We start from the raw sequence: 16895 nt of genomic DNA, 5'->3' as shown, positions 1-16895 counted from the left end.
CGAAGAGCTTAAGGAACTGAGATTCGGAGGGTCTTACGATCGCGTGGCGGCGTTCGCAAGAGTATGGCGGGCAGGTCAAACGGACAGGGCCAATTCAGCGAGCAAACGAACAGTCTGTGGTCGAAACATGAAGTATCAGGCTCGGCCCTGTCCGAGTTGCGAGCCAATCTCGAACAGCAAGCAAATCCGGGCGATGCGCGATTCCACGCGGTTAGCGCAGACGTTCTGTCCTTGTCGGTACGAGCAACTGATCTCGCACACACACTTTCTAAAACTAAGGGCGACTTAACGGCATGCTTTTGAATTGCATACTGCAACATGCGTTAAGCAATCAGTTGTCGTCCCTCCGGACGAGGCGGCGACTTCGTGACTTCTAATGAGATCATGGAATGAGCGCTCATTGATTCGCCACCACCCTCTCATCCAGAAAGTGCTGCACGGCTTCGAACAGCTGCATGCGGTTCTTCTCCATGAGGATGCTATGGGTGCCCTCGCCTATCTCGACATAGCGCTTGTATGGCACATTCACCAGTTTGGCGAAGTAGGCATACAGCATATAGCTCGGCAAGTCGGCATCCCACTCGGCATGGACCAGGAAGGTCGGGACGCGGATGCCGGCCGGGTCGTACAGGGCTTTGCCGGCGGCCCAGAATTCACGGGTATCCTGCACAACGCCGTTCGGTGCGCGTAGCACCGGAGGCGATTGCGCCGCACCGATTGGGTCGCTCGCAAACGTGGCGTCGGCCCAGGCCTCGAACCAGCCAGCAGGAATCAGGTCGCGCTTTTTGTCCTCCGCTACGCCGGTCAGCCAGCGCTCCCTGGTAGATTCGCGCGTGACGGAGCGATAGGCGCCAAGCTTGTTGCCGGGGTCCGCGAGCGAAGCCGTGGTGCGAATCCACTGTGGCGCGTACAGGACCAGGCGATTGACCTTATCGTTATTTTGCGTCGTATAGACGGCCATGAGTGTGGTACCCCAGGACCATCCCATCAAATTAATCTTCGATACGCCGCGGCGTTTCAGAATGAAGTCCACAGCGCTGCCGACGTCCTTCACTGCGGTTTCGGTACGTACGATTGGGAAGTTTTCTGCAGCGGGGCTGTCCATTTCCGGCGGTCGCGTCGATTTGCCGTAACCACGCAGATCGACCAGGTACACGTCGTAGCCATGCCGCGCCATGTAGTCCATCCATGACAGGCCGTTCAGCTTCAGATCGAATGTGGCCTCGGAGGGGTATGTCGCGCCGTGAACATACAGCAGGATCTTCTCGGCGGGAAATCGCTTCTCGCCCTGAGGATGCTTGTTGCGCACATAGAGGCTGATGCCGGGGTCCTGCGCCGGCACCATGAATTCTTCCATGGCCAGTTGCGGCGTATTCGCGGCGATGGCGCCTGCGCTAGCAACAAACAACAGCGTAGCGGCGGCGGCCGTCCGCATCATCGTCCTGATATCAATTCTCATGGCCCATCCCTTTCAGAACCGGCATTTTTTAAGATATCAAGACAATATTAGCTGGCTTTTGGTTTTCGTCAACCCGGCGGTAATGCCTGTTATAAGGCGCGCCGTTGGTCATAATCCATCAGCATGTTGATCACTTGCCGATTGACTCGATAGCTGCCCTCGTTTCTACTTGTGGAATCGCCAGAAAAGAGGATGGCCCATGGGATTGAGGAAGTTGATGCTTGCTGCATTCGTTGCGCTGTGCTGCACGCAAGGTCATGCGCAGACTTACAGTAATCCCATTCTTTATGCTGACTATTCGGACCCCGACGTGATCCGCGTCGGGAGCGACTACTTCATGGTCGCCTCCAGCTTCCATTTTTCGCCGGGCATTCCCATCCTGACTTCGCGCGATCTGGTGCATTGGAAGATTCTTGGCCATGTGCTGCCCAAGCTGCCCTTCCATCCGGCCTATGACATGGTGCCGCCTTACACGCTGACGGACAGTATCTCGAAGCCGGTCGGCGATGGTATGCGCTACGCGGGCGGCGTGTGGGCGCCGTCGATACGCTTCCATGACGGCCGCTTCTATGTTTACTGGGCCACGCCGAACGAAGGCATTTTCATGAGCAGCGCCGCCGACCCGGCGGGCAAATGGTCCGAGCCGGTTGCCGTGCTGGCGGGGCCAGGTTACGAAGATCCTTGCCCTTTCTGGGACGACGACGGCAGAGCCTATCTGGTGCATTCCAGGGTCGGCGCGGGGCCTGGCATCCTGCACGCCATGAGCCCTGATGGCAAAACGGTGTACGACGCGGGCAAAACCATCGTCGACGACAAAGTCAACCTGCCGGTGTTCGAAGGCCCCAAGGTCTACAAGCGCAATGGCTACTACTACATCTTCGCGCCGATTGGCGGCGTCGAGACAGGACCGCAAGCCGTGCTGCGCTCGCGGCATATCGACGGACCTTACGAATCGCGCGCCGTGCTGAAGCCCACGGCCACCATCAAAGGCCCGCACCAGGGCGGCTACATTGAAACGCCGACGGGACAAGGCTGGTTCATCCACTTCAACAGTACCGGCGCCTTTGGCCGCATTACTTATCTTGAACCGGTGGTCTGGCAAGACGACTGGCCCATCATCGGCGAAAGGAGCGACAAGGCCGAGCTCTCTGGTACGCCGGTCAGCAGCTACGCGCTGCCGCAAACCGGCGTCGCCTACCAGCTACAAGACAGCGATGAGTTCTCGGCGTCTACTCTGGGCCTGCAATGGTCATGGAATCACAATCCTGACGATGCGCGCTGGAGTCTGACGCAGCGCCCAGGCTATATGCGCATTGAGGCCAACAAGGCCCGCTATCTGGTCGGCGCGCGCAATACGCTGACGCAGATTCTGCAAGGCCCGCAGTCGGAGATCGCCACGCGCATCGAACTGGCAGGACTGGCGGAGCAGCAGCGCGCAGGGCTGACGCTGTTTGGTGTGAAAGTACCGTGGATTGGCATCGTGCGCGAGAATGGCGTCAATTACCTGAGCTATTCGAATTCCGGCGAGGAGCTGCGCGGGCCGCGAATCGATGCGCCGGCCGTGATCCTGCGTGCGGTGGTGAAGCAGGATCAGACCGTGCAATTCTCATACGCCCTGCAGGACCAGGCGCCGTTCAAAGAGTTCGGTCCTGTCACGCAGTTGGCGCGCTTCTCGTGGTGGAAAGGCAGCCGACCTGCCGTGTTCACCTACATCAAATCGGACAGCGACGAAGCCAGGTCAGCGCGCGCCCCAAACCGGATCGACCGCAACTACATCGACATCGACTGGTTCAGGGTCACGAACGCTCACTGACGCAGGACTTCAGCGTCGACGCCAGCCAGCACCTCCGGCCGCGCGTCAGCGCCGGACACGCTGAAGCGCACGCGCTGCAAGCGCAGCTGGCGAATGTGCCGCGCCCACAGGCCGTAAGCAGGCATCACCTTGGAAAACATATGCGGATCGGGATACTCGGCATGCGCTTCCGGCACCGCGGCCTGGTCCACGGCCGGTGCATTGGCAGCGGCCATGCCGAGCGACACATCGCGCAACAGCACATGCTCGATCGCCCTCTCCGGAATGCCGCTGAAGAAGGAGCCGCGCATGCCATTGTTGTCGCCCGTGATGCGGTCGTACACGATGTAGCGCAGCACGCCCGGACCGGGACGTTGCTGCTCCGGCCGCACGCGTCCGCGATCGCCCAGCCGCAGGAATAGCGGGCTTTCGGCGCGGACGATGTGCGCATCGTGCACCAGCACGCGCTCCAGCGTGCCGCCGTCCACGATCTCCCACGAGATGCCGCCGTCCGCCTTGCGCCGGTTCATGGCACGCATGGCATCGGACGGCCCGCCCACCGTCACATTCCGCACCAGCACATTGCGGAAGTCGCCCTGCGAGTCCGTACCGAACTTCAGCGCATTGCAGGTGCTGTAGAACTCACAGTTTTCGACCAGGATGTCTTCCGCCAGCCGCTGGCCAGCGCCCTTGAAGCACATGGCGTCGTCCTCGGCGTTGATAAAGCTGTTGCGCACGATGACGCGGCGGCAGCTGTCGATATCCAGGCCATCGTTATTGTGATTGGCCTGGTTATCGACGCGGATGCCGTCAACAATCAGGTCTTCGCAGTTCAGGTAGTTCTGCATCCAGCAGGGGGAATCCTTGAGATGGATGCCGCGCACCACCACCTGTCGGCAATCGATCACGCGGATCAGGAAGGGACGTCCTGGCGTTGAACCGGCCGTTTCCTCGCCGGGGAAATTGTCCTTGGTGCCGCGTCCATCGATCATGCCCTTGCCGCAGATGCCGATACGTTCACAGCCCTCGGCAAAAATGAGCGACTGATTCATGCCCATATTGCTGTCCATGACCGTCGGCCGCTTCGCCACGTGCTCCGGAAAATCGTGCAGGTCGGTACTCGCCAGCAGCCGCGCGCCTTCGGCCACTTCCAGCATCACGCCGGAACGCAGCACCAGCGTGCCGCTGACGTAATCACCCTTCGCCAGACGCACCGTGCCGCCGCCCGCCGTGGCACAGGCTTCAATCGCACGCTGGATCGACGTCGTCGTGGCAGCGGGCGCTGCGCCGGATGCCAGGCCGTGATCTTCCGGCAGGAATACGCGGTTCGGCACTTTCCATGGTTTGAGCGTTTGCGTGAGATGCGCGGCCATCTTGTCCAGATCGCGCCGCAGCTGGTCTGCCCAGTCCGGGGCCGCGGCAGCCGCCGCAGCGGCTCCTACGGTCCATGGACTGAGCAAGCCCGCTGCCAGCGCGAAGGTGAGTTGCCGTCGTTGTTGGCCAGTTTTGATCACAGTTTGACGTCCAGGCTGAAGAACAGATTGCGGCCCAGCGGGTCATAGGTCGCGGGGATGCTGTTGTTTGCGGGGAGCTGCGTGGAGCCCAGCACTGGCGGGTCCTTATCCAGCACATTGCGCACGCCGGCCACCAGGCTGATGTTCTTGGTGAAGTCGTAGCCGGCCGTCAGGTCCAGATAGGCGTAAGCGCCGATCTTCGGATTGGTCAGCGACTCCAGCGCCGGTGGCGTGCCTCCCTGGCGCTGCGGCAGAACGTAGGTATCCACGGTCACCTTGCCGAGGTAGCGCACGCGGGCCGACAGCATTGCCTTGCCCGAGTTCCAGGTGACGCGCGCAGTGCCCTTCCAGTGCGGCACCGGTTGGCCGCAGGTAGGACCAAAGCTTGCCACGCACTCGTTGGTGATGTTCGGCAGATCCTGAATTGGCGTAAAGGTCAGCTCTTTCACATAAGTCCAGTTGGTGTCGAGATTCCAGCGGCTGTCTGCGCCCATCAAGCCGAAAGCGGTGCGGAAGCCGTAGTGCGCCGCAGCGTCCAGGCCCGAAGTCTTGATGCCGCCGATATTGGCCGCCGTGGTCATCACGTACGTCGGTGCTGCGATCTGGCCGGTCACCGGGTCGCGGTTGATGGCCTTGCAGTACACGCTGTTCGCGTTCTGGATGGTGTTATAGCACAGGTTCAGCACCGACTGGATGCCGCCGCCGCCCAGCGTGGAGATCGCGTCATCCAGTGTGATGCGGTAGTAGTCCAGGCTCATTTGCAGGCCCGGCACGGTGGTGGGTGCGAACACGGCGCCGAAAGTCGTGGTGTGCGAAGTCTCAGCCTTCAGGCCCGGATTGCCGCCCACGATCTGGGTCAGGAAATTGGTCGGCTGGATGGACTGGTCGAACACCAGATTGGCCGGCACGCCGGTCGCCTGGCACAGCGCACGCACAGCTGCCGTCTGCTGCGATGCAGGCTGGCGGCTGGAACACGGGTCGGTCGCGGTTGGGCCATTGGTGCCCTGGCCGCCGTACAGCTCACCCACGTTTGGCGCGCGGATCGACTTCTGCTTCTGCGCACGAAAGGTCAGGCTTTGCACCGGTGACCATTCGGCGCCGACCGAGTTGGTCCACACCGCGCCGACCGATTCCACATCGTAGTCCGAACGGCGGAAGGCGCCGCTTACGCTCAGGCTCTTGGCGAAGGGCTTGTCCGTCAGCAGCGGGATGCGCGCTTCGCCGAACACTTCCTTCACAGTCTCCGAACCTTCGGTCTTGCGCGCCGCATTCCAGCCGGCGACGTCACCCGAAGCCAGGTAGGCATCCGGCGAGTAACGGGCGTCAGCGCGGCGGCGTTCCACGCCGGTGGAGAAGTCGACCGGACCGGCTGGCAGCTGGAACAGCGTACCGGTCAGCCCAGCGGCCAGACCCTGCTGCTCGGCGGTGATATTCGAGTTGGAGATGACCGAAACAGCAGTGGCGGCGGCCGGGCTGATGTTCTGGCCGAAGGGATTCAGCACTGGTGCAGCACCGCCCTGCGACAGCAGCGCGTTCTGGAAACCGCTCAGCGAAATCGACCCGGCCTGAAGCTGGGATTCCGTGGTGCGGCTGTTGGTGTAGTACATATCGTACTTCAGGTCACTCAGGTAATTGTCCGAGATATTCGGCAGCTGCCCCTTGACGCCCAAAGCGATACGGAAGGTTTCGTGGTCGGTCGCTGCCGCGCGCGGACCGACATCGGTCATACGCCGGTTCAGATTCAGAACCGCCAATCCATCGCCAGCAGTGGTGGACAGCGTGCTCTTGCCGTTGGTGACAGTCGAGGTGCCGCTTTCCTTCAGGTCCAGCTGGCGCAGCACTTCCTGCATCTGCGAGCTGAGATAAGGATTATTGGTGTTGACCAGGAAGTTGCCGCCTACGCCGGACGGCGCCAGTTGCACGCTGGCGCGGTTGCTGCTGAAGTGCACCTCGCTGTAGCCGGTCGCGTACTGATTGAAATCATAGTGGGCGAAGGCGTTGGCCACCCAGCGCTTCTGCGGCGTGACGACGTAGGATTGCGGACCAAGGTCGTAAGCATCGGCCGTGGTGTAGGGACGCACGGTCTTGCCGGTCTGGTCGAAGATGGCGCCCAGCGTGGTCATGCTGCCCAGGCCCGCTGCGCGCATGGCCGCATCCAGCGCGGCGTTGGAGCTGGAAGAGCCGACCACCGGCAGGTTGCCGATACGTCCCGTCGGCACGGTCGACGAACCGCTGTAGACCAGGCCAGGCTTGCCGCCCGCCGACAGACAGGTCTGGCCGGAAGGCACGGCCAACGGCGTGCCGGGACCGGTGGCCGACCACGACGCGGCGGTCACGCAGCCGTCGCCCAGCGAAGGCAAGGCATAGCCGCCCAAGTCGCCGCGCGTGGTGCCTTTGCGGTCCTGGTAGTTGACGGAGATGACGGCGTTGCCCTTGCCGCTGTCGAAGTTGCCGCCGACCGTCAAATCGACGCTGCGGGTTGGCGTGTGCGTCGGCTGATCCCAGTTGCTCTGCACATTGATTTCCGCGCCCTGGAAGTTATCGCGCAGGATGAAGTTGACCACGCCGGAAATCGCGTCCGAACCATACACGGCGGACGAACCACCGGTAACAGTCTCCACGCGCTTCACCAGCGCGGTCGGAATGGTGTTGATGTCGGTGGTGAAGTCAGGGCCGGTGATCGCAAAGCGGCGGCCGTTGACCAGTACCAGATTGCGGGTCGCGCCGAGGTTGCGCAGATTGAGCGTGGAGGTGCCGACCGGCTGGCCCGCCTGCACGGTGTTGGCTGTGGGGCTGTTCAACTGATTGCCGGTGAACTGCGACATATCGTTGAGCAGGTTCTCCAGGTTCTGGGTACCGGACACCTTCAGTTCCTGTGCATCGACCACGGTAACCGGGGTCGGCGCCAGGAAGCCGCGGCTGACCAGGCGCGAACCCGTGATCGTGACGACGTTTTCGTCAGGCTTTGCGCTGTCCGGCGCTTGCTGTGCCTGCGCCGCGCCGCCCATGCTGGCCGCGATCAGCAGCGCCGATACGGCAGGTTTGTGATTGAGTTGTGTGCGTTTCTTTCCTGTCTGCTTCTTAGATCTCATTATTTTGTCTTCCTCTATTTTTAATGCGACTTTATAAGATAGCGCTATCATTTACTCGCCGTACTGTGCGGCTTAGGCGATGTTAGAGAGCGATTGCAAACAGGGTCAATTGGCTATCGATCAGGGAGTTGATCGAAGCCCTTTTTAGTCATCAAGTTGATTGATTCGCGCTGGAATCTGTTGCAAATCAGATTTTCTTGAGCGCTTCGGCTTTGTGGGCGGCTTCAGCGCCCGTTTTGTCGCTGACGACGAGGTATTCGACGTGTCCGGGCGAGGCCGCGACTTCATGGCCTTTGATGTGGGTGGGCGAGGTCAGCTTCTTTTTGATGGTGCCGTGAACCGGGCCTTGCGAGGAATTCCACTGCACCTTGTCGCCAATTTTGAGCTCTTCCGCCATGATCTGCCTCCTATCGGAAGATTGGAGCACAGATCGTGGCGACGGATCGCACGCTTATCCGAGATAAGGCGCCGGGTTGGCGTCGAACAGCTGTTTGTGGTCGCTCATGCAGAAATAGTAGGTCTTGCCGCGATAGCGGGACGTTGGCGCGGAAGCCTTGGCCACTTCCATCTCACACACGGGGCATAGCGGGTGCTCGGCGCTTGAGCGGCGGCGCTTGGCGTAAGCAACGTTGGACTCCGGATTGAGCCAGCCCTGTCCCTGGTATTCCAATGCGTCCGCCGTGTTGGCCGCAACGGGCCGGCCGAAGTAGCGCTCCACCACACGCAGCGCGAGATCGATGCCGGAGGACAGCCCGCCGGCGCTGGCGAACTTGCCCGCTTCCACAAAGCGCGCGCCGCGCTTGAGCGCAATGTCGGGGAAAGCCATCGCGAATTGCGTGTAGGAGCCGTGGTGCGTGGTGGCGGCTTTGCCGGACAGCAGTCCCGTCTTCGCAAGCAGGAAGGCGCCGGTACAGACCGACATCGTCAGGTCCGCCTCCTGCGACGCTTCGCGTATCCAGGTCAGCACGGCTTCATCGCGCGCGCTCTGCGCCGGAATGACGATCACTTTCGGCGCAGGCGCATTGTCGAAGGAGTATTCAGGGACGATGGTCATGCCGCCGCTGGCCTTGATTGGCTTGGTGGTGGCGGCAACCGTGTAGAGATTGAAGGCCTGTTCGCGGCCCGGAATGCTGACGTTCTCGAACACTTCCCAAGGTCCGGCAAAGTCGATCATCACCGCGCCATCGGACAGCAGGAATGCAACGGGGATGGCGCCGTCAGGCGGCGGCTGAAGCGCCGGTACTCGTGCAGGTGTGGGCGCAGCCGCTGCGGCCTTACCCAGCGCAGGCAGCGCCGCGGTCAGTCCCATCGCGGTGGAAAGGCGGAAGAGGTCACGTCGGTTCATGATTGGTCCTTGAAATGTGATGGGTGTAGTGTCCCATCGCGTTTGCTGCGGCGCGACGCACCTGGCTGCAGGCTGCCGTGGATTCGCTGCAAACCATCGCCCGGCCACCGGTTTTCCCCTATGATTGCGCCATGACGATTTCAGCAAAAACCCTGCGCTACGTAGCCTATCCGTGGCTGGCCCTGGCCCTGTTCGATGCGACCCAGACCGTCGTGTCGATGAAAGCCATGGGCATGGAGCATGCGTGGGCCACGCTGTTTGCGGTGACCTTCGCATCCTGGGCGGTTTGGGCGGTATTCACGCCGATGGCACTGGTCCTGCTACAGCGCTTTCCCCTGCCGTCGCGCGCCGCAGCGCCCTGGCTCGTGCACAGCGCCGCATGTCTGCTGATCGGTGTGGCATGGGCCACCTGGGCCTCGGCGCTGGAACACACGACCAATCCCTTTGCGTATCCACACGGCGCCGATCCATTTATGCCGCTGCTGCGATCCAAATTGCTGAACAATCTGGTGGGCGACGTGATTCTGTATGGCGCGATCGTGGCCGTGGCAATCACAATCGACGCCCAGCACCGCCTGCTGCGCCAGCGCGAGGCCAGTGCGCGCCTGTCCGAATTGCTGGCGCAAGCCCAGCTCGCGGCACTCAGGCTTCAGATCGAGCCGCACTTCATCCTCAACGCCCTGAACGCCGTCACGGGTCTGATTCGTGAGAAGAAGGACCGCGATGCGATCGCGATGGTCGCCTCTCTTGGCGACTTGCTGCGCCGCGTGACCGAACGTTCCGATCGCCAGTTCGTCGCGCTGGAAGACGAAGTCGATTTCCTGCGCAAATACCTCGACATCCAGCAGATGCGCTTTGCCGAGCGCCTGCGCTGCCGCATCGACATTCCGGCGCCGTTGATGAAAGCCCAGGTGCCGGACTTCATCATGCAGCCGCTGGTGGAAAACGCCATCAAGCATGGTATCGCCAAGCGCGCGAAAGGCGGCGAGCTGCGCGTGACCGCCGAGCGCGAAGGCGGGCTGCTGACCTTAAGCGTGATGAACGACGGCCCACTGCTGCCGGAGCAGATTCGCGATGGCGTCGGCCTGTCCAACACGCGCCAGCGTCTGCAGGCGCTGTATGCGGACGCAGCGCTGACCCTGCGCAATCAGGCGTCAGGCGTGCTGGCCACGATCACCCTGCCCTATTGCGAGACTTGATGCGTGCCCTGATCATCGACGACGAACCGCTCGCGCGCAGCAATCTCGCCGTGCTGCTGGCACGCGATCCGGCAATCACCGTGGTGGGCCAATGCGGCTCGGCTGAAGACGCGCTTGCCGCACTCGCCGAGCACGCTCCCGACCTGGTCTTCCTCGATATCGAAATGCCCGAATGCGACGGCTTTGAACTGCTGGAGCGCATCGGACCGTCGCCATCGTTCGCGATTGTCTTCGTCACGGCACACAACCAGTTCGCCTTGCGCGCATTCGAAGTCGGCGCTTTGGACTATTTGCTGAAGCCTTTCGACGACCAGCGCTTCGAGCGCGTGCTGGCGCGCGTGAAGGAACGCCTGCGCGTGCCGGATGAAACGCGCCGCTTCATCATCAAGAACGGCAACACGCTGGAGGTCGTGAAGTTCGCCGACATCGACTGGATCGAAGCCAGCGACTACTACTCGACGCTGCACGCGGCGGGCCGCACGCACATGCTGCGCCGCAGCCTCGCCGATCTGGAAGCGCAGTTGACGCCATATGGCTTCTACCGTATTCACCGCTCCGCCATCGTCAATCTCGATCGCATCCGTGCGCTGGAAATCCGCGAAGACGGCGAATACGAAGTCGTCCTCGGCGACGCGCAGCGGCTGCGTATGAGCCGCCGCTATCGCAAGGCGGTGATGGAAAAACTGGCCCCGGCTTAAGAATCTGCTACTCTCTTGGGCGGTGGTACCCAACCAAAGGAGAACGACGCATGCGCATTCCCTTCGTATCTGCCCTCGCTGCCGCCCTGCTGGCAGCCGCCGCACTGCCTGCACTCGCAGCGCCCATGCCCTACCCTGCCAGCTTCAAGATCCAGGATATCAAGACCGATGGCGCCACGCTGCATGTGCGGGTGGGCGGCAATGGTCCGGCCGTGGTCCTGATTCACGGCTTCGGCGACACGGGCGATATGTGGACGCCACTGGCGGTGGCCCTGGCCAGAGACCACAAGGTGATCGTGCCGGACCTGCGCGGGCTGGGCTTGTCCTCGATGCCGGACGGCGGATACGACAAGAAGACGCAGGCGGGCGATATCCGCGCCATTCTGGACATGCTGGGCGTCGACAAAGCCGATATCGTCGGCCATGACATCGGCACCATGGTCGCCTATGCCTATGCCGCCCGCTATCCGGACAAGACGACCAGGCTGGTGGTGATGGACGCCCCCGTGCCCGGCGTACCACCATGGGAGCAAATCGTTCGCCTGCCCGTACTATGGCATTTCGATTTCGGCGGCAAGGATGCCGAGCGCCTGGTCAAGGGCCGCGAGCGCATTTATCTGGACCGCTTCTGGAACGACTTCGCCGGCGATCCTTCCAAAATCGACGAAGCCACGCGCGCGCATTATGCGAAGCTCTACGCCCGCCCCGGCACAATGCGGGCCGCCTTTGCCCAGTTCCAGTCCATCCGCAAGGACGCGGAAGACAACCTCCAATCCATCAAAACAAAACTCACCATGCCAGTGATGGCAATCGGCGGCGAAAAGTCCTTCGGCAACAATGAAGCGATCGTGATGCGCAATGCCGCCGACCATGTCACCGAAGTGGTTATTCCAGGCGCCGGCCACTGGCTGATGGAGGAAGCGCCCGCCATGACGATCGAAAAAATACAGACCTTCCTGGGAGAAAACCCAGCAAAATAAAGTTCTGACAACGATCGTTCGATCCTGTCTATGACTTAAATCAAACTTAAGCGAACAGAATTCTCTATGGAAAACAACAAAATCGGCCTAATGTCTGTACTACGGGCAGGCTAATTCACCACGCGCTGCCTGAACGACAAGATTTATTCGTGGAAGGCCGCATTATGTTGATTTCGTTCAAGTCCAAATCTTCTCCTGAAGTGTTGATGTACCAGGAGCATGCCGAGCGCATTCTCCGCCTGCTGAACAAGAGCCCGAAGCGTGGCGTGATTACGGCGGCCGAAGCGACCCAGGCGCTGTCATTGCTGGAGCAGGAAGTGCAATACACCAAGGAGCACCCGACTGAGGACGTTGAACACGACGTGCACGCCCACGAGCAGGAAGAAGGCGAAACCAAGGAGCACGCCATGCTCCAGCGTGTGAGCTTCCACGCCCGCGCCTTCCCCCTGCTGGAGATGCTGCGCTCCGCCAGCCAGGAAAACGAATACATCATCTGGGGCGTCTGACGCGCCGTGCGAACGTGGTCATGTCCGTCCGCAACCGTCCCCTCGCCCTCGCCCTCTCGCTGCTTGCCGTCGGCCCGGTCTTAGCCGACACGCCGGTGGACGAGCCGCTGGCCGCCATCGTCCGGGGCATGCATAGTTCCGAATTAAAGAGCTATCGCGTGATGCTGGCCGGTCTGGACGCCTTCGAGGAGTTCCACACGCTGGCGCCGGATGCGCCTGAAATGCGCTTCCGCCTGCGCCCCACCGAAGAAGATGCCGACATGGGCGATCTGGCCCTGCGCATCGCCGGCGAAGACACCTCGCTCGCCGTTCCGGTCGCGGCCGACAATACCTTTATCCTGCCGCCCAGCGAACTGGTGGCAGACGATAACGCCGATCTGCAGCTGAACAAACCGAAAAGCAAATTCCGCTGGCAACCGGATATCCGCAGTCTCGGCGTGCCGGAGAATATGCGCCGCCTCGGCGACCTGCGGCTCGAAGCCAAGGTCAAGATCGCGACGGCCAAGGCGGAAATGAGCTTCATGCTCAAGTCGCTGGTCAACTCCCTGCTGCGCAGCGCGGACTGGGCGATGCACGAGAAGATCCTCATCCCCACCACGACTGCCCGCCAGCTCGCCAAAGCCACCCTGCTCCATGGCGATCAGCGCATCGCGCTCGACCTGACGCCCGAAGGCCACGGCTTCCAGCCCCCGATCCGGAACAAAGCCTATCCCGACGACGCCCTGATCGAACTGGTATATGCCTGACATTCTGCTCGACCACCTGATCCTGAATGTGCGCGACGCAGCTGCCTCGGCGCGGTTTTACCAGGACATTCTCGGCTTCCGGCATGAGGGCCGCGCCGGGCCGTTCGAAATAGTGCGCGTCAATGCCGGCCTGACGCTGGATCTGATGCAGTCGGAGCCGGCGCTTCAACAGCACCTCGCCTTTGCGCTCGCGCGCGAAGACTTCGAACAGGTGCACCAGCGGCTGAAGGCGACGGGTATTGCCTTCGGCGGCAACCACTTCGAGCGCAATGGCGGCCCTCCCGGCCGCACCCTCGGCGCGCGTGGCATGGCCGACTCCATCTACTTCGACGACCCCGACCACCACAGCATCGAAATCCGCTGCTACGGCTGATCAGAGATCTTGATCACGATCTTGCCGAACGGCCCGCGCGCCAGGTGTTCATAGGCCTGCAAGGCTTCGTCAAACGAATACACATGATCGATGACAGGCTTGATGCGATGCTTGTCCAGGAAAGGATTCATGCGTTCGAAAGAGCTGCGCGGTGCGACGGCAATGCCGCGGATTGTGGTCTGGCGGAAGATGACCGGCATCAGGCTGAGTGCCGAAGTCTGCCCAGTGAGAAAACCGACTTGGGCAATCGTGCCGCCGACACGGGTTGCGAGCACCGACTGGTTCAACCCATCGCCGCCTGCGACATCGAGCGTGATGTCCACACCTTTGCCATCCGTGAGCTCCAGCACCCTGTGTTCCCAGTTCGGGTGGGAGCGGTAATTCACGCCGTCAAGGACGCCAAGCGCCCTGACGCGCTCCAGGTTCATATCGCTGCTGGACGTGGCGATCACCCGGGCACCGTGCGCCAGGGCGATTTGCGCCGCAAAAATCGAGACGCCGCCAGTCCCCTGTACCAGCACGGTCTGGCCGGGCTGCAAGTGACCGACGTCCATCAGCGAATACCAGGCCGTCAGCGCTGCAATCGGCAGGGTCGATGCCTCCACATCGCTCATTTCATCCGGGGCCTTCACTGCGCTCTGTTCGTGGATGATCATGTACTCCGCCAGACCGCCCGGCAGCGGGGAGCCCAGGCAGTACAAGGGTTCATCCGGGCCAGGCATGCCGTCAAGCCAGCGCGTATACAGCGTTGAGTTCACGCGCTCACCCACCTTGAAACGGCTTACGCCCTCGCCCACCGCGACCACAGTGCCCGCCGCGTCGGATACCGGAATCAGGGGCTTCGGCACCAGATGCGGTTCGTAGATGCCGTCGACAATTGCCTTGTCGCGGAAGTTCAGCGACACAGCGCCAACCTTGATCAGCAGCTCACCCGCGCCAGGCACCGGCGTCGGTACTTCCGCCTGCTGCAGGTTCGCCAGTCCAAAGTCCTTCAACAGCCATGCTTTCATTTGCTTCTCCAATAGAAATCGATGGAGAAAAGTCTAATTCAATCCCTTAAGTTTATTTAGTAGGTAGAATTCCACTCATTCAATCCTGACAGGATCAAATCATGGAAGACCGTTTTGCAGGCATACGCGAGTTCGTCACCACGGTGGATGAAGGCAGCCTGACTGCGGCCGCCCTGAAGCTGGACGTAACGGGATCGGCAGTGGGCAAGAGCATTTCGCGGCTGGAGGCGCGGCTCGGCGTACAGCTTTTGCATCGCACGACGCGGCGCCTCGATCTCACCTCGGAGGGCGAGACTTATCTGCAAAGCTGCCGCCGCATCCTGGAGGACCTGGAACAGACCGAATCGATTCTGGCGACCGGCCACCGGCATCCCATCGGCCGCCTGCGCGTCGACCTGCCAACTACCTTCGGGCGCCGCCACATCATGCCGGCGCTGCTGAAACTGAGCCAGCGCCACGAGCAGCTGGATTTATCGGTCACGCTGCGCGACCGTACGGTGGACATGGTGGGCGAAGGTATCGACCTCGCCGTGCGCATCGGCATGCTGGGCGACCACACTGACCTGGTGGCGCGCAAACTGGGCGAGCAACGCCTGGTCATTTGCGCCGCGCCGTCCTACCTGAAGCGGCGCGGCGCGCCAAAGAAGCGCGAAGACCTGGCAAAGCATGATTGCCTGATCGGCTGGCGCCGTGGCGGCAGCTCGAACTGGCTGCTGACCAGTGAAGATGGCCACACTGCTCCTTTTGAAGTGCCGGTGCGTCATGAGCTGACAGACGGCGATGCGCTGCTGTGTGCGACCGTCACCGGCTGCGGGCTGGCGCAGCTGCCAGGCTGGCTGGCGGAAGACGCTTTGAAATCAGGAGAATTGAAGGCCGTACTGCCCGAACTCTCCGGCGGCGCCATGCCTATCCACGTGGTTTGGCAGAAGAAATGGCATATGCAGCCCAAAGTCCGGGTCACGGTGGAAGAACTAATGAAGCTGGCCGCGTCGCAGCCAGCGGTGTTCAACGCGCGCGGCTGAACTCAGCCGTCAAGATATACTCCTCCGCGTGCAAAAGCGGTCCTTTGTACATTGCGACACATAGCCGACATACGGCTTACATACACTGGCTACATTGTTCAAAACGAAAGGTGGAGGTAAGTATGTCTGAGAATATCAATAAGCAGCGCCGCTTCCTGATGACGGGCGCTTTTGCACTGGCCGGCCTGTCTGCCCTCGAACTGGCTTTCGGCCCAACGGCCAAAGCAGCAACCCTGCCCGCATCGGCCGGCCGTTCGGCGCTGGACCAGCTGCGCCATGTGAAGACTTCCGAGCTGGATATCGCTTATGCGGAACTGGGCCCGTCGACTGGCCAGCCGGTCATCCTGCTGCATGGCTGGCCTTATGACATCCACGCCTTTGAAGACGTGGCGCCACTGCTGGCTGCCGCCGGCTACCGGGTGATCGTGCCTTACCTGCGCGGTTACGGCGCGACCCGCTTCCTGTCCAAGGACACCGTCCGCAATGGCCAGCAAGCCGCGCTGGCGATGGATATCGTCGAGATGATGGACGCCCTGAAAATCCGCAGCGCCATCCTGGGCGCCTTCGACTGGGGCGCACGTACGGCCGACATCATCGCTGCTCTGCATCCTGAACGCGTGAAAGGACTGGTGTCCGTCAGCGGTTACCTGATCGGCAGCCAGGCCGGCAACAAGAAGCCCCTGCCGCCGCAAGCCGAACTGGAATGGTGGTATCAATATTACTTCGCGACCGAGCGTGGCCGCGCGGGCTATGAAGCGAACCGTAAGGACTTTAATCGTCTGATCTGGAAGCTGGCTTCGCCGAAGTGGGCCTTTGACGACGCCACTTACGACCGCAGCGCACAGTCCTTCGACAATCCGGACCACGTCGACATCGTGATCCACAACTACCGCTGGCGCCTGGGCGCCGCACAGGGCGAATCGAAGTACGACGCGATCGAACAGCAGCTGGCGCAATTCCCGGCGATCAGCGTGCCGACCATCACGATGGAGGGCGACGCCAATGGTGCACCGCACCCAGCACCTGCCGCATATCGCCCCAAGTTCACTAGTAAATATGAACATCGCACTGCAACAGGCGGCATCGGCCACAACCTGCCGCAGGAAGCGCCACGCGAATTTGCGCAAGCGATACTGGATGTCGCTTCATTTGCTTGATT

Annotated in this window: 15 protein-coding genes; 9 read left to right on the top strand and 6 right to left on the bottom strand. The window is 61.6% G+C overall.

The genetic code is table 11. The features are described from left to right. Positions 1 to 397: 397 nt before the first annotated feature. Positions 398 to 1459 carry an alpha/beta hydrolase gene (locus AB4Z19_RS18625; RefSeq protein ID WP_442035768.1) on the bottom strand — a complete coding sequence of 354 codons (1062 nt, stop codon included), beginning with the start codon at positions 1457 to 1459 and terminating at the stop codon, positions 398 to 400. A 217-nt stretch (positions 1460 to 1676) separates the two neighbouring features. Between AB4Z19_RS18625 and AB4Z19_RS18620 the strand changes: the two genes are divergently transcribed. Beyond that, positions 1677 to 3272, top strand: a complete 1596-nt coding sequence (locus AB4Z19_RS18620) for a glycoside hydrolase family 43 protein (RefSeq protein WP_442028790.1) — start codon at positions 1677 to 1679, stop codon at positions 3270 to 3272. Here AB4Z19_RS18620 and AB4Z19_RS18615 read toward each other — a convergent pair. The 4 genes from AB4Z19_RS18615 to AB4Z19_RS18600 all read right to left on the bottom strand — a co-directional run bounded on the left by AB4Z19_RS18615 (position 3266) and on the right by AB4Z19_RS18600 (position 9202). Next, the gene (locus tag AB4Z19_RS18615) at positions 3266 to 4765 is read right to left on the bottom strand and encodes a glycoside hydrolase family 28 protein (RefSeq protein WP_442028791.1); all 1500 of its coding nucleotides are present in this window, start codon (positions 4763 to 4765) and stop codon (positions 3266 to 3268) included. The genes AB4Z19_RS18620 and AB4Z19_RS18615 overlap by 7 nt on opposite strands. Next, positions 4762 to 7857, bottom strand: a complete 3096-nt coding sequence (locus AB4Z19_RS18610; RefSeq protein WP_442035767.1) for a TonB-dependent receptor domain-containing protein — start codon at positions 7855 to 7857, stop codon at positions 4762 to 4764. Before AB4Z19_RS18610 ends, AB4Z19_RS18615 begins: the two co-directional genes overlap by 4 nt. Before the next feature lie 187 nt (positions 7858 to 8044). After that, on the bottom strand, positions 8045 to 8254 hold the full coding sequence (locus tag AB4Z19_RS18605; RefSeq protein WP_442023352.1) for a DUF2945 domain-containing protein: 210 nt from the start codon (positions 8252 to 8254) through the stop codon (positions 8045 to 8047). A gap of 54 nt (positions 8255 to 8308) precedes the next feature. Then, on the bottom strand, positions 8309 to 9202 hold the full coding sequence (locus tag AB4Z19_RS18600; RefSeq protein WP_442023354.1) for a DJ-1/PfpI family protein: 894 nt from the start codon (positions 9200 to 9202) through the stop codon (positions 8309 to 8311). A gap of 131 nt (positions 9203 to 9333) precedes the next feature. On the opposite strand from AB4Z19_RS18600, the gene AB4Z19_RS18595 reads away from it, so the two are divergent. From AB4Z19_RS18595 to AB4Z19_RS18570, 6 genes are all read left to right on the top strand, one after another. Then, the gene (locus AB4Z19_RS18595; protein ID WP_442023355.1) at positions 9334 to 10401 is read left to right on the top strand and encodes a sensor histidine kinase; all 1068 of its coding nucleotides are present in this window, start codon (positions 9334 to 9336) and stop codon (positions 10399 to 10401) included. Continuing rightward, positions 10401 to 11099 (top strand): LytR/AlgR family response regulator transcription factor, encoded by a 699-nt coding sequence (locus tag AB4Z19_RS18590; RefSeq protein WP_442023357.1) that lies wholly within the window; start codon positions 10401 to 10403, stop codon positions 11097 to 11099. Before AB4Z19_RS18595 ends, AB4Z19_RS18590 begins: the two co-directional genes overlap by 1 nt. 50 nt (positions 11100 to 11149) lie before the next feature. Next, the gene (locus AB4Z19_RS18585; protein WP_442023359.1) at positions 11150 to 12079 is read left to right on the top strand and encodes an alpha/beta fold hydrolase; all 930 of its coding nucleotides are present in this window, start codon (positions 11150 to 11152) and stop codon (positions 12077 to 12079) included. Between the two features lie 164 nt (positions 12080 to 12243). Then, positions 12244 to 12585, top strand: a complete 342-nt coding sequence (locus tag AB4Z19_RS18580) for a DUF1840 domain-containing protein (protein ID WP_442035766.1) — start codon at positions 12244 to 12246, stop codon at positions 12583 to 12585. A 20-nt stretch (positions 12586 to 12605) separates the two neighbouring features. Next, complete coding sequence (locus AB4Z19_RS18575; RefSeq protein WP_442035765.1) at positions 12606 to 13331, top strand: hypothetical protein; 726 nt, start codon at positions 12606 to 12608, stop codon at positions 13329 to 13331. Next, complete coding sequence (locus tag AB4Z19_RS18570) at positions 13324 to 13704, top strand: VOC family protein (protein ID WP_442035764.1); 381 nt, start codon at positions 13324 to 13326, stop codon at positions 13702 to 13704. Before AB4Z19_RS18575 ends, AB4Z19_RS18570 begins: the two co-directional genes overlap by 8 nt. Here AB4Z19_RS18570 and AB4Z19_RS18565 read toward each other — a convergent pair. Next, positions 13695 to 14714 (bottom strand): zinc-dependent alcohol dehydrogenase family protein, encoded by a 1020-nt coding sequence (locus AB4Z19_RS18565; RefSeq protein ID WP_442035763.1) that lies wholly within the window; start codon positions 14712 to 14714, stop codon positions 13695 to 13697. The two genes, AB4Z19_RS18570 and AB4Z19_RS18565, sit on opposite strands and share 10 nt — an antisense overlap. Positions 14715 to 14815: 101 nt before the next feature. Between AB4Z19_RS18565 and AB4Z19_RS18560 the strand changes: the two genes are divergently transcribed. Together AB4Z19_RS18560 and AB4Z19_RS18555 are read left to right on the top strand one after the other, a co-directional pair. Then, a complete protein-coding gene (locus tag AB4Z19_RS18560; RefSeq protein WP_442023366.1) occupies positions 14816 to 15736 on the top strand; it encodes a LysR substrate-binding domain-containing protein in 921 nt (306 codons plus the stop codon). Between the two features lie 122 nt (positions 15737 to 15858). Further along, on the top strand, positions 15859 to 16893 hold the full coding sequence (locus tag AB4Z19_RS18555; RefSeq protein ID WP_442023368.1) for an alpha/beta fold hydrolase: 1035 nt from the start codon (positions 15859 to 15861) through the stop codon (positions 16891 to 16893). Positions 16894 to 16895: the final 2 nt, after the last annotated feature.

This window comes from Pseudoduganella sp. RAF19, assembly GCF_052114165.1.
In the GTDB taxonomy this organism is placed as follows: Bacteria; Pseudomonadota; Gammaproteobacteria; order Burkholderiales; family Burkholderiaceae_D; genus Rugamonas.
Note: the sequence above shows the minus strand (reverse complement) of the source record. Positions and strands in the feature narration are given on the sequence as shown.